10 protein-coding genes and 1 pseudogene are annotated in these 12,993 nt (G+C 69.4%); 4 read left to right on the top strand and 7 right to left on the bottom strand.

Annotated elements, in window-relative coordinates:
- Window positions 1–120: 120 nt before the first annotated feature.
- Complete coding sequence (locus AC5L3C_RS37270; RefSeq protein ID WP_472094515.1) at window positions 121–657, top strand: hypothetical protein; 537 nt, start codon at window positions 121–123, stop codon at window positions 655–657.
- On the opposite strand, the gene AC5L3C_RS37275 is transcribed toward AC5L3C_RS37270, so the two are convergent.
- From AC5L3C_RS37275 to AC5L3C_RS37290, 4 genes and pseudogenes are all read right to left on the bottom strand, one after another.
- Entirely contained in the window at window positions 614–1,405 is a 792-nt protein-coding gene (locus AC5L3C_RS37275) for an IS5 family transposase (RefSeq protein WP_472094517.1), read from the bottom strand. The genes AC5L3C_RS37270 and AC5L3C_RS37275 overlap by 44 nt on opposite strands.
- Window positions 1,402–3,042, bottom strand: coding sequence for an amidohydrolase (locus AC5L3C_RS37280; protein ID WP_493646218.1), 1,641 nt, complete (start codon window positions 3,040–3,042; stop codon window positions 1,402–1,404). The genes AC5L3C_RS37275 and AC5L3C_RS37280 overlap by 4 nt, the downstream gene beginning before the upstream one ends.
- Before the next feature lie 40 nt (window positions 3,043–3,082).
- Window positions 3,083–4,336: an IS256 family transposase gene (locus AC5L3C_RS37285; RefSeq protein ID WP_493649863.1), complete on the bottom strand. Its 1,254-nt coding sequence runs from the start codon at window positions 4,334–4,336 to the stop codon at window positions 3,083–3,085.
- Between the two features lie 141 nt (window positions 4,337–4,477).
- Window positions 4,478–5,002: pseudogene (locus tag AC5L3C_RS37290) on the bottom strand (pentapeptide repeat-containing protein); the annotation flags it as partial.
- 179 nt (window positions 5,003–5,181) lie between these two features.
- Here AC5L3C_RS37290 and AC5L3C_RS37295 point away from each other — a divergent pair.
- Together AC5L3C_RS37295 and AC5L3C_RS37300 are read left to right on the top strand one after the other, a co-directional pair.
- Window positions 5,182–5,571 (top strand): hypothetical protein, encoded by a 390-nt coding sequence (locus AC5L3C_RS37295; RefSeq protein WP_493653611.1) that lies wholly within the window; start codon window positions 5,182–5,184, stop codon window positions 5,569–5,571.
- A gap of 134 nt (window positions 5,572–5,705) precedes the next feature.
- Window positions 5,706–8,762 carry a Tn3 family transposase gene (locus AC5L3C_RS37300; protein WP_493653612.1) on the top strand — a complete coding sequence of 1,019 codons (3,057 nt, stop codon included), beginning with the start codon at window positions 5,706–5,708 and terminating at the stop codon, window positions 8,760–8,762.
- Between the two features lie 145 nt (window positions 8,763–8,907).
- Here AC5L3C_RS37300 and AC5L3C_RS37305 read toward each other — a convergent pair whose 3' ends face one another.
- Together AC5L3C_RS37305 and AC5L3C_RS37310 are read right to left on the bottom strand one after the other, a co-directional pair.
- Window positions 8,908–9,684, bottom strand: coding sequence for an SDR family oxidoreductase (locus AC5L3C_RS37305; RefSeq protein ID WP_493653613.1), 777 nt, complete (start codon window positions 9,682–9,684; stop codon window positions 8,908–8,910).
- Between the two features lie 40 nt (window positions 9,685–9,724).
- The gene (locus tag AC5L3C_RS37310; protein ID WP_493653614.1) at window positions 9,725–10,564 is read right to left on the bottom strand and encodes an SDR family NAD(P)-dependent oxidoreductase; all 840 of its coding nucleotides are present in this window, start codon (window positions 10,562–10,564) and stop codon (window positions 9,725–9,727) included.
- A 206-nt stretch (window positions 10,565–10,770) separates the two neighbouring features.
- Here AC5L3C_RS37310 and AC5L3C_RS37315 point away from each other — a divergent pair, with 206 nt between their 5' ends.
- Complete coding sequence (locus tag AC5L3C_RS37315; RefSeq protein WP_493653615.1) at window positions 10,771–11,646, top strand: helix-turn-helix transcriptional regulator; 876 nt, start codon at window positions 10,771–10,773, stop codon at window positions 11,644–11,646.
- A gap of 99 nt (window positions 11,647–11,745) precedes the next feature.
- Here AC5L3C_RS37315 and AC5L3C_RS37320 read toward each other — a convergent pair whose 3' ends face one another.
- Window positions 11,746–12,720 (bottom strand): tyrosine-type recombinase/integrase, encoded by a 975-nt coding sequence (locus tag AC5L3C_RS37320; protein ID WP_493653616.1) that lies wholly within the window; start codon window positions 12,718–12,720, stop codon window positions 11,746–11,748.
- Between the last annotated feature and the right edge of the window lie 273 nt (window positions 12,721–12,993).

A 12,993-nucleotide genomic window follows, 5' to 3' on the forward strand; every position in this document is an offset into this window, starting at 1 on the left:
GTGCCTGAGAAGCTGTTGTCTTTCCGAGTGTGATCAGTGGGTTTCCGCAGGTCGTGGATGGGTGCGGTAGGTCCGTGAAAGTAGTGGCCTGTCACGTTGTCGTTCCGTGGGAGGCCGTGAATGCCCTCGATCATCGGACTGCTGGAACAACAGGAACATGCTGCTCGACGCCGGGTCGACGGGCTTCGTGAGGAAGCCGACCGCGTCCAGGCCGAGTTGGCCGCGGCCGAGGAGGAATTGCGGGAGTGGTTGATCGCCCGGCGGCGAGTCGACACGGTTCTGGCTCCCGACGGAGCCGCCGGTGCCGGCGTTCAGGACGCTGCCGGTCCGCGGGAAGCGGGCGGGTGGCCGACATCCCGTGATGCGGCCCGGCCGAAATCGCAGGTGCCGGTGTGGCGTGCGGGGATGGCCTCGTCGGTGCTGTCGGTCGACTACCAGCGGATCGTTCAAGCAGTCGCGGACCGGGCCCGTCTGGAGCAGGGGCCTGTGACGTGCCAGGAAATGGCCGCGGGGTTCGGCATGGACGTGGTGCCGGCACGGGTGGAGGCATTGCGGTCGAAGGCGAAACGCCTGGTCGCCCGGGGCTGGCTGGCCGAGCCCACTCCCGGACAGTTCACCCTCGCTCCCGGTGCGGCCGGGCCAGGCGACGGATCATGAGGGCGGTCATCGACCAGTAGATCATCACCTCGGCACTGGTGACACGGCGCTCGAAATCGCGGGCCAGGCGGCGGCTGCGCATCAGGTGCGCGAACAGACGCTCGACGATCCACCGCTTGGGCAGCACCACGAACCCCTTCACGTTGTCGCTGCGCTTGACGATCGCCACCACCAGGGCGAACGTGGCCAGGCAGTGCTCGACGAGGCTGCCGGTGTAGCCGCCGTCGGCCCAGACGAGGGCCAGGCGGTGGTGGGCAGCGGCAACCTGTTCCAGCAGGACGCGGGCAGCGGCCCGGTCGCCGGCATCCGCGCCGGTGACCATGACGCCGAGCAGCAGGCCGAGGGTGTCGACCACGACGTGCCGTTTGCGGCCGTTGACCAGCTTCCCGCCGTCGAAGCCACGACTGTCGGCGCCGACCACGGCGTCCGCCTTGACCGACTGCGAATCGATCATCCCGGCCGTCGGCCGGGGATCCCGCCCCGCCTTCTCGCGGACCTGCCCGCGCAGCCGGTCGTGGAACTCCCGGACCAGGCCGTGGTCGCGCCAGCGGCGGAAGAACGCGTAGACCCGGTCCCACGGCGGGAAGTCGACCGGCATCGCCCGCCACTTGATCCCGTTGTCCACGAGATAGGCGATGGCGTCCAGCATCGCCCGGTGGCAGTACGCCTCCGGCTGCCCGCCCCGGCCGCGCATCCAGCCAGGCTCCGGCAGCAGCGGCCGCACCACCGCCCACTCCGCGTCCGTCATGTCACTCGGGTAACGGCGCTCGTGCAGCGCATGGTCGGCAGCGTTTCCGAACCGGTGAGCCAGACAGTCACACTCCCGGGTGCCCGCGGTGGACTGCACAGGCATCGGCACGCAAGACTGCGACACCAGGGCCTCCTGATGCTCGGTGATTCGACACCAGCGAGCTGTTCAGGAGGCCCTCCTCTCATGCGCCGAGCACACCACGACCACCCGATCGGGACGACCGTTCGATCACCAAGTCCCGAGAACGGTACGACAACGGCTTCTGAGCCATGGACACATACGCCGTTCACGAAGGTGGCCAGGACGTCGATGGCGCCGATGCGGGCGCTCTCCACCTCGACGGGATCCTCCGAGAGAAGTACGAGATCCGCGTACTTGCCCGGGGTGATGCTGCCGCGAGTGTTCTCGTCGTGACTGGCCCACGCTGCGTCGAGGGTGTACGCGCGCAACGCCTGCTCAGCGGTTACCCGCTCGTCGGCACCGAGTACGGCGCCTTCCGAACTGAGGCGTTCCACCATCGACTGCATACCGAGCAGAGGGGCTCCCGGCGCGACCGGTCGGTCGGAGCTGCCGGGCACCCGTATACCCCGCTCCAGGAATGACCTTTGGCGGTACATCCACCGAGTGCGTTCGGGACCGAGCGTCGCAGCCATGGCGTCGCCGACCGCGTGGAGGAAGCGCGCCTGTGGCACCGGGACGACGCCGAGTTCGGCGTAGCGGTCGAGCTGGTCGGGCCGGACAACGCCGGAGTGCTCGATACGGTGCCGTATGCCGGGCCGGGGCGCGGAGGACTGGGCGTCGGCAAATGCGTCGAGGGCGAGATCCACGGCGCTGTCGCCGATGGCATGGGCGGCGACTCGCCAGCCGGCCCGGTGGGCGGCCACGATCCGGCGGCGCAGTTCGTCGGGGCTGTCCTGGTAAACGCCGCTCGTGTGGTGCTGGCCGCAGAAGGGCTCCGACACAGCGGCGGTGCGGCCTATGAGTGATCCGTCGAGCCAGATCTTCATCGGCCCGAGCCGCAGCCAGTCGTCACCGAACCCACTGTGCAGTCCCAGGTCGATTCCCGTGGTGATGCCGTCGTCGGCGTGCGCGTGCAGCGCATGCAGGTTGTCGGCGGCCACCATGAGCTCCGCCCGGAGAGGCAGGACGCCGCGGTCGCGGGCCAGCTGGTAGGCAGCTGCCTCGACCGGGCTCCGGCCGATGAGACCGAGGCCGATCCCGGCCTCGACGACGTGGGTGATTCCCTCCGCCACGTAGACGGCGCCGGCGCGGGAGACGGCATCCACGAGATCGGCCACCGGACAGGGCAGGACGAGCGCCGACACGAGGCTCTGGGCGCGTTCCTGCAGCACCCCGGTCGGCGAGCCGTTTTTGTCCCGCACGACGACGCCGCCGTCGGGCTCTTCGGCCGAGCCGTCGAGGACGTTGGCCAGCCGCAGGACCTCGCTGCTGACAGCGCACATGTGTCCGGAGCGGTGCTTCAGCCACACCGGCCGCCCGCCGGAGGCCCGGTCCAGCCCCAGGCGGTGGGGATGGCGGCCCATGACGGTGTCGTCGTAGCCGGATCCGACGATCCACGCGTGGGCGGGCAGCGCCGCCGCTTGGCGGGCGACAGCGTCGTACACCTGCTCCACCGTGGAGTAATTGTCAAGAGTTGTGGATCAGCGGGGTTGTTCAGGCCGCGGCGGCCTCGGGGCGTTCGATGAGGTGACCGTTCTCGAAGCGGGCGCCGGCGCGGACGAGGGCGACGAGTTGGGGTGCGGTGATCGCACGCCATCGGGCCTGGGCGGACTCGGCGAGTTTGAACACCATCGCCAGGGCGGCGGCCGCGCTGCCTGCTCCGCGGGTGACCTTGGTCCGGAGCTTCACCGTGCTGAAGGTTGACTCGATCGGATTTGTTGTGCGCAGGTGCACCCAGTGTTCCGCCGGGAAGTCGTAGAACGCGAGGAGTTCGTCGACGTCGTCGGTGATCTTCTTGACGGCCTTGGGCCACTTCGCGACGTAGGACCGCTCGAAGTCCTTGACCGCCTTCATGGCATGGCCGCGGTCCTCGGCGTTGTAGATCTCCTGCAGGGCCTTCTTGGCGCCGGGCTGAGCCGACTTCGGCAGGGCGTTGATCACGTTGCGGGTTTTGTGAACCCAGCACCTCTGCTGTCTGGCCTGCGGAAACACCTCTGCCAGCGCCCGCCACAGGCCCATCGCACCGTCGCCGACCACGAGCTCGGGGTCGCGCATGCCACGCCGCCGGCAGTCGCGCAGCAGGTCCGCCCACGACTCGGTCGACTCGCGCAGGCCCTCGGCGAGCGCGATGAGTTCCTTGGTGCCGTCCAGGCGGACGCCCATGAGGACCAGGACGCAGGAGTGCACCTGGCCGAGGCGGACCTTGGGGTGGACACCGTCGGCCCACACGTAGACATAGTCGGATCCGGACAGGTCACGGGCCTGGAAGGCGGCGTGGTCGTCCTGCCACTGCTTCGTCAGCCGGGTCACCGTGGCCGGCGAGAGCCCGGCCGCTGAGCCGAGGAACTGCTCCATCGCGGGCACGAAGTCGCCCGAGGACAGTCCGTGCAGGTAGAGCAGGGGCAGGACCTCGCTGACCTTCGGGGATTTCCGACACCACGGCGCCAGGATCTTCGACGAGAACCGCTTGCGCTCGCCCGTCTCCGTGTCGACACGCTTGTCGTTGACCCGGGGCGCCCGCACCTGGACCGGGCCGGCGGCAGTGGTCACGGTCCGTTCGCGGTGGTGGCCGTTGCGGACCACCAGGCGGCGGCCGTTCTCGTCGCGTTGACCGACCAACTCGGCTATGTACTGGTTGACTTCGGCTTCCAGGGCGGCGGCGAGCATCCGCCGGGCGCCCTCACGGACGATGTCGTCCATCAAGGAGCCGGTCTCGGTGGATCCCTCGTCGTTGACTACGCTGAGCACGGGCGTGCCTTCCCGACCCGCGCTGCAACGCGGGCCTACTCGATGACCATCAGTCGATCACTCGGGAAGGTACGCCCTCCGCATTCCGCGAGGCACCCCTCCCGAGGCCGATCCACAGGTCTTGAACATTGCTCCAGGTAAGCGGTGGTGTTCCTCTCGGTGGGCGGGGTCGTTGCCGGGGTCGGGGGTGAAGGGAAGCTGGAGGTAGGCGCACAGAACGTCGATGCAGGTCTGGCGCAGACTGTCGTCGGGGGCGTCGTCGGCGAGGCCAGCAAGGGCGTGGACTCCGCCGAGCTGGACGGCTGGCGAGTCTGAGCCGAGTTGCTCGACGGCCTGGGAGAAGCGTTCGGTGTGGAGCTTGGTGGCTTCGCGGTGAGCACCGGCTTCGTCGACGCGCTGGCGACGGTAGGCCACGACCAGGGCGACGAGCGCACCGGCCCCAGCGACCACCCCGAAGGAGAGCTTCACCAGGTCGAAGAGCGTCTTGGCGTCGAGCTTCGCGGTGCTGTCGATCTCCTTGAAGTCCAGCAGGTACACCAGGCTGTAGAAGACGCAGCCTGCCACCAGGACTGCGGCAACAAAGGTGACGGCCAGAGCCCGGCCCACCCTCCAGAGCCGCAGCTCCCGATCATCCGAGGTCGGTAGCGGCCGTCGGTTCGCTGTCATGAAAAAGAAGATAGGGCTCGCAGACCTGCGGTTGCGGTGCTTGCGGGATCAGGGCTCACCGACCGCTTTCGCCCCCGCGGCCCACTGGATCGCGTATGTGGCGGTGCGACTGTTCCACTGCCACCTGGGGCAGGGTCCACCGGTCGCCGGATGGTCCGGCGCGGGGAGGGAGAACCCTGATGAGCCAAGATCTGAACGCCGAGCTGTCCCGCATCTACGAGCGCTGCATCGAGCAGGTACGCACGATCGCCGCGCTTGACCCGACCAAGCCCGTCGAGGACTGGAACCGGTATACCTGCACGTCCGCCAACGAGTTCGCGTCGGACGTCGAGATGGCGTGGATCAGGGCTCACCCCGGGCACGAGGCGCGTGACACGTACCGGGCGATCATGGGCGGCGTTCCCATCGAGCGTGAAAGCGTGCTCGGGGACTCACCTACGCGATACATCACGTACGGGCTGACGTCCTTCGGCCGCGTCCTGCAATGCATCGAAGCTATGCGCGCCGGCCGGTTCGACCCGCACGTGCCGGGTGGCATCACGGACGCTCGGGAGCAGCCCACGGAGTGATGTGACCGGGGTCTGAGGAACATCCGTGTCAGATCGTGCGCTAAAGGTTCGCTGGGCGGTTTGGTGCTTTGACCTGGGGTGATTGAGCGTCGGAGCCTTCGTGGGTCGTTGTTGTCGATCTTCGGAGAGCTGTTGTGGCGGTCGAGTTCCTGACGGATGAGCAGGCGGCCCGGTACGGGGCGTTCCACGAGGTGCCCTCGCGGGCGGAGCTGGAGCGGTACTTCTTCCTGGACGACGCGGACCGGGAGGCGGTGCAGGCCAAGCGCCGTTCACACAACCGGCTCGGGTTCGCAGTCCAGCTGACGAGCGTGCGGTTCCTGGGCCGGTTCCTGTCAGACCCGCGGCAGGTGCCGGCGGAGGTGGCCGAGTACCTGGCCGGGCAGTTGGAGATCGCGGACGCCTCGTGCCTGAAGCTGTACGGCGAGCGGGACGGTACGGCCCGTACCCACGCTGGGGAGATCCAGGAGGCCGGGGGCTGGCGGGACTTCGCCGAGGTCCGCGAGGAGCTGGCGGGCTGGCTGGACGCGCGGGCATGGACGACGGGGGACGGTCCGAAGGCGCTGTTCGACGCGGCGGCGGGCTGGCTGCGCGAGGGTCGGGTGCTGCTGCCGGGGGCAAGCCGTCTGGCCCGGCTGGTGGGGGCGGTGCGGGAGGCGGCGAACCAGCGGTTGTGGGACACCCTGTACGGGATGCTGAGCGTCGGGCAGCGGGCGGTGCTGGACTCCCTGCTGACGGTGCCGCCCGGCGAGCGGGTCTCGGAGCTGGACCGGCTGCGGCGCGGTCCGGTGCGGATCTCGGGCCCCCAGATGAAGCGGGCCCTGGAGCGGGCGGAGGAGATCGCCGCGCTCGGGATGGGCGCCCTGGACGTGTCGGGGATACCGCCGCGGCGCCTGGCGGAGTTGTCGCGATACGGGGTGGACGGCAAGGCGTCGCTGCTGCGTCGGCACTCGGATGCTCGGCGGCTGGCGACGCTGCTGGCCACCACGGTGTACCTCACGTCGCGGGCGGTGGATGACGCGCTGGACCTGCTGGAGGTCCTGATCGCGACGAAGCTGCTGGCCAGGGCGGAGCGCGAGAGCGCGAAGGAGAAACTGAAGACCTTGCCGCGCGTGGAGCGGGCGTCGGCGAAGCTGGCGACCGCGTTCCAGGTCGTGTTCGACACCACCTCCGAGCAGGTCGACACAGACACGGGGGAGATCGCGCCGCCGAAGGTGGCGAGCCTGGACGCGATGTGGGCGGAGATCGAGCAGGTGGTGCCCCGCCACGAGCTGGCCGCGGCGATCGCCGCGCTGTTCGAGCTGACTCCGCCGCTGGACTCCGACGCCGACGAGGCATGGCGGGCGATGCTGGTGGGCCGGTTCGGGACCGTCCGGCCGTTCCTGCGGCTGCTGGTTACCGTGGTGGACTTCGACGCCACCCCCGAGGGCGAGGCCGTGCTGAACGCGCTGCGGTCGCTGCCGGAGCTGATGGGCCGCAAGAAGGTGGGCCCGGCCGAGATCGACACCGGTCTGCTGACCGGGTCGTGGCGGCGCCTGGTGCTCTCGGCCCCGCACCTGGAGCCGGGCACGGTGGATTGGAAGGCGTACACGTTCTGCGTCCTGGAGCAGCTGCACCGGATGCTGCGGAGCAAGCAGGTGTTCGCGAAGAACTCGTCCAAGTGGGGTGACCCCAGGGCGAAGCTGCTGGCTGGTGAGGCGTGGGAGCAGGCCCGGCCGACCGTGCTGGCCTCGCTGAACCTGCCCGGTGAGGCGGGCGGGCACCTGGCGGCGCGGGCCGCGCTGCTGGACGGCACCTACCGGGAGGTCGCCGGCCGGGTCCCGGACAACGCGCAGATCGTCTTCGACGACGACGGGCGGCTGCACTTCGCCGCCCTGGAGCCGGAGCCCGAACCGGCCTCCCTGCTGGATCTGCGGGTGGCCGTGAACGCGATGCTGCCGCGTGTGGACCTGCCCGAGGTGCTGCTGGAGGTGTTCTCCTGGACCGGCGCTGACCAGGCGTTCACCTCGGTCACCGGTGGCGAGGCGAGGCTGAAGGACCTGCACGTCACGATCGCCGCGCTGCTGGTCGCCCACGGCTGCAACGTCGGCTACACCCCGGTCCTGGGCGGCGTGGACGCGCTGAAGTACGGGCGGCTGTCCCACGTCGACCAGACGTACCTGCGGCTGGCGACCTACCGGGCCGCGAACGCCGCCCTCATTGGGCACCAGGCGTCCATCGGCCTCGCGCAGGGGTGGGGCGGGGGTCTGGTCGCCTCGGTGGACGGGATGCGGTTCGTCGTCCCCGTCCCCAGCGTGTACGCCCGGCCGAACCCGAAGTACTTCGGGCGCCGAGGCGGCGCGACCTGGCTCAACATGATTAACGACCAGGCCGCCGGACTCGGCGGGAAGGTCGTGGCCGGCACCCCGCGCGACTCGCTGTACGTGTTGGACGTCCTCTACGACCGCGACGGCGGCAAGCGCCCGGAGATGATTGTCACCGACACCGCGAGCTACAGCGACATCGTGTTCGGACAGCTCACCCTGGCCGGGTTCGCCTACGCCCCGCAGCTCGCCGACCTGCCCGACCAGAAGATGTGGCGCATCGACCGCACCGCCGACTACGGCGCCTTCCAGGACGCCGCCCGCGGCCGGATCGACCTCGCCCGCATCGAACGGCACTGGGAGGACATCCTGCGGATCATCGGCTCGATCCACACCGGAGCCGTCCGCGCCTACGACGTCATCCGGATGCTCTCCCGCGATGGCCGCCCCACCCCACTCGGCGACGCGATCGCCCACTACGGGCGGATCGCGAAGACCCTGCACATCCTGCGCCTGGCCGACGAACCCGGCTACCGCCGACAGATCAAGGTGCAGGCCAATCTCCAGGAAGGCCGCCACGCGCTCGCGCGGAAGATCTTCCATGGGCGGGCCGGGCAGCTCTACCAGCGCTACCAGGACGGCATGGAGGACCAGATCGGCGCGCTGGGCCTGGTCCTCAACGCCCTCGTGCTGTTCAACACGAGGTACATGGACGCTGCCGTCACGCAGCTCCGCAGCGACGGCTTCGAGGTCCGCGACGAGGACGTTGCCCGGCTGTCGCCGTTCGTGCGCCACCACATCAACGTGCTCGGCCGGTACTCCTTCCAGCTCCCCGAGTTGCCCGGAGGGCTGCGGCCCCTGCGCGACAAGCACGCCACCGACGACGATTGAGCGCCGGGAGCCAGCAGGCCACGGGACTCAGCCTCTGGACACACCAGAGGCTGAGTCGTTGACCAGAACGCATGACGGCCGTGCCCTGACCGGTGTGAGCCTGGGGGCGACCCCAGCAGCGCAGGTACACCGCCTGTTTGTTGCGCTATACGGGCTGGGCCGTGGGCAGGATGGTCAGTTCGCTGATGTTGACGTGTCGGGGAAGAGCGGCAATGAAGGCAACGGTCTCTGCGATGTCGGTGCTGCGCAGGCACTCGATGTCGTGGAGCAGGCCGGCCATCAGGGCGCTGGCGTCGGGGTCGGTGACGTGGTCGGGTAGTTCGGTGTCGACCATGCCGGGCTCGATGGCGCTCACCCGCACGTTCTTCCGGCCCAGTTCGACTCGGATGAGACGGGTGAGGTGGCTGATGTACGCCTTGGTCCCCGAGTAGATCGAGAACTTCTCCAGAATGCGTGTCGCTGCGATGGAGGAGGTGTTGATCAGGTCCGCGGACTTTCCACGCTCAGCGCTGGCAGTCAGGTGCGGGAGGAAGGCAGCGATCACGTTCATCACTCCCGTGATGTTGAGATCGATCTGCCGCTGCCAGTCCTCGACCTTGAGCTCGTCGATGGCAGAGATCAACTGGACGCCCGCGTTGTTGAACACCAGGTCCGCCGGTCCCAGCGTGCCCGCCACCTGGTCGGCGGCTGTGCGGACGGCTGCCCGGTCGGTGACATCGACGGACAGGGGTATGGCCTTTCCGCCGACCGCGGTGATGTCGGCGGCGAGGGAGGTGAGCTTTTCCTGGCGGCGTGCGATGACGGCGACAGAGGCTCCAAGTTCGGCGAGTCGGCGGGCGGTGGCCGCCCCCATGCCGCTGGAGGCTCCGGTGACCACGGCCACACGGCCGTCCAACGGCCGGCTGGTAAGCAGGTACGTCATGATGAGAAATTTCCTATTGCCCGGGATTGGTTTGGGGTGGTCAGGCAGCGTCGTCGCAGGCCGTGGCGGCGGACTTGTCCTGCCAGGCCGCGAGGTCGTCCTGAAGGCTGCGGATCTTGACCAGCTGGCGTTCGATCGCGTCGCGCCCCAGGGCCAGGTGCCCAGGCAGCTTGTCCTGGCAGGTCACCTCATAGATCAGGGCGGCGCCCTTGACGGGGTCGCCGAGCTGGGTGTGGTTGGCGGTGTCGATCCAGTCCAGGGTGGCGTGGGCCGGCGTGCCGACGTAGGCGGGGATGCGCTCGGCCGCGGTCGACAGGGAGCTGGCGTCGAGGAAGTCGGTGCGGAAGACCCCGGGCTCCACGACCATGCTCTGGATCCCGAACGGCTCCAATTCCACCGCGAGCGCCTCGCTGATACCGGCCACCGCGAACTTCGACGCGCTGTACATGCTCACCCCGGGCTCGCCCTCGAAGCCGGAGCGGGAGCCGATGTTCACGATCTTTCCGGCTCCGGCCGCCCTCATCGCGGGCAGGACCGCGCGGGTGACGTTGATCAGCCCGAAGACGTTGAGATCGAACAGGGACCGCGCCTCGGCGTCCGTGATCTCCTCCAGCGCCCCGAGCAGACCGCGCCCCGCGTTGTTGACGAGGACGTCGATCGTGCCGAAGCGCTCCACAGCCGTCTCGACCGCGGCGGTGATGTCCTCGCCGCGGGTGACGTCGAGGGCGACACCGAGGACGCGGTCGTGCTGGCACAGCTCGTCCGGCAACTTCCGCGGGTCACGGGCGGCGACCACGACGTTGTCGCCGCCGTTCAGTGCCGCCCGCGCGATCTCCAGCCCCAGCCCGCGGGAGCCGCCGGTGATGAACCACGTTGCCATGAAGGTATCTCCATCCGTTCGCTTCGCCCGGACACCCCTTGCGGTGGCGGGCTCCGGCATCCACTGAACCAACTCTGAGCAGGCAAAAGAGGCATCAAAAGGGCCCGCCTGATCGGGGGACAAAATGGGCCACCCTCCCGCCGCCGAATCCTCAGTGAACGCGCGACCCTGGATGTATGGACCGTGAGCACCCCACCAGCGCACCCATGGCGGAATTTCTCCGCTCTGCCCGCACCCGCCTCACCCCGCGGGAAGCCGGGCTCGACGACCCGGGCCTGGGCCGACGCCGGGTATCCGGACTGCGTCGGGAGGAACTCGCCCGGCTGGCCGGGGTGAGCGTGGACTACTACACCCGCTTCGAACAAGGTCGCAGCCGCAGCGCCTCCGCAGAGGTCCTCGACGCGCTCGCCACCGCCCTGCACCTGGACGACGCTGAGCGCAGCCACCTGCACACCCTCGCCCGGCCACGGCCCCGGCCAGCCCGCCGGCGCCCCCGCCCCCAGCGCGTCCACCCCGCCACCTGGGACTTGCTGGACACCCTCCAGCAGACCGGCCGCCCCGGTTTCATCCTCGGACGACGCCTCGACGTGCTGGCCCACAACCCACTCGCCGGACGCCTGATCACCGACTTCCGCGCCCTCCCCGCGGCCGAGCGGAACCAGGCCCGCTTCGTATTCCTCAACCCGCACGCGCGCGAGCTGTACCGGGACTGGCCCCGCGTCGCCGCCGACACCGCCGCCATGCTCCGCCTCGACGCGGGCCGCCACCCCGACGACCCAGCCCTCAGTGCCCTGGTCGGTGACCTGTCCATACACAGCGAGGAATTCCGCCGCTTCTGGTCCGACAACAAAGTCCACCAGCGCACGACCGGCACCAAGGACTACCACCACCCGCTCGTCGGCGACCTCACCGTCACCTACCAGGCCCTCACCCCCGCAGACGACCCCGACCAGATCCTCTTCGTCTACGGCACCGAACCCGGCAGCCCGTCCGAGACCTCCCTGCGCCTGCTGGCCCAATGGAGCAGGACGGCAGCCGATACCGGCAGCGTCACAGCGCAAGCGCCAAGAGCGCACGACTGACACAAGCCCGCTCCGGTCGTCAAAAGGTACGAGACGCATCCGACGCAGAGCGGTCTCTCCCCCACGCCCCGGCGCTTCGCACTCCGGGACGGTGAGCAATCAGCGGCTGGTGCCGCCCGGGGCAAGCAGACTGGTCAGCTCGGAGATCGCCTCCGAGGAGGGCTTGAAGTAGCGGCGGACATTCTCGGGCTTCTTGTGCCGGGACTTCGCCATCAGCATCAGCAGAGAGGCGCCCTGCTCCCCGAGGTGGGTCAGGGCGGAATGGCGGTACTCGTGCAGGTCCCAGCCGGTCCCCGGCCCGCGCACCGCGGTGTGCTCATCCAGCAGGGCGCGGGCCTGGCCGTAGGAGAGGCGGGCAAGGCCGGTGTCCGGGCACACGTCGCGCGGGCTGACGACTTTCCCCGGGCCGGGACGGCGGTGGGTGACGAACACTGGCCCCCGGGTACGGCCACGCAGCAGCCGGGGCAGCAGGCGGGCGGTGCCGGCGTCCCAGTAGACGGTCTCCAGCACGAAGTCCTCGCGCGCCTGCCCACGGCGGCGGACCTTGCTCCGGGCGCCCTTGGCCTTCACCGGGCAGCGGCGGCCGGCGAGGTCCAGGTCCTCGATGTTCACGCCGAGGATCTCCTCGGACCGCCCGGCGGTCTCGTAGAGCATCCGCCACAGCGTCTTCTCCCGCAGATGGACCTCGCGCCGGGCGATGAGCCGGTCCACGGCCATCTTCGAGCGGGCCGGGGTCTCGGAGTCCGGCACCGCCAGCCGCTTCGTCCAGGCCGGAACCTGCGGGCTGTCGTAGCCGTACTCCGCACACCAGCCCAGCCAGGACAGCACCGCCGCCCGGCGGGCGTTCCAGGCGTTGACCGCCGCGGTGCCCCACAGCAGTTCCAGGGCCTCGCCGATCTCGTCGTCCGCGACCGACCCCAGCGGACGGCCCTCCCCTATCCGCTCGGCGGTCTTGCCGACACCCGTCGAGTAGCTGCGGACCGTGTTCGGGTTGCAGAGCGAGTCGAGGAAGGCGTCGGCCGCCGCACGGACGGTCAACGCCTTCCCGGTCGGCAGTTGCACGACGGTGGGCACCGCTCCCCCTTGCCACAGATAACAGGGCCGCTTCACGTACGGCCCGGAGAACGTCACCGCAGGTGACGAACCAAGCTCCCGCAGATAATAGGGCGTTATCCGTGGGAAGACTTCAGACGGGTCCGGTCGCCGACGCTCCGTCAGCCACCTACCAGGGTCGACGTCGGCTTAGCGCACGATCTGACATGGATGTTCCTCAACCCCCGATACGGGCTCGGAAGTTCTCGACAGGAGACACATCGGCGGACGGGGCGGTATTTGTCGTACACGTAA

It is taken from the genome of Streptomyces speibonae (assembly GCF_984686075.1).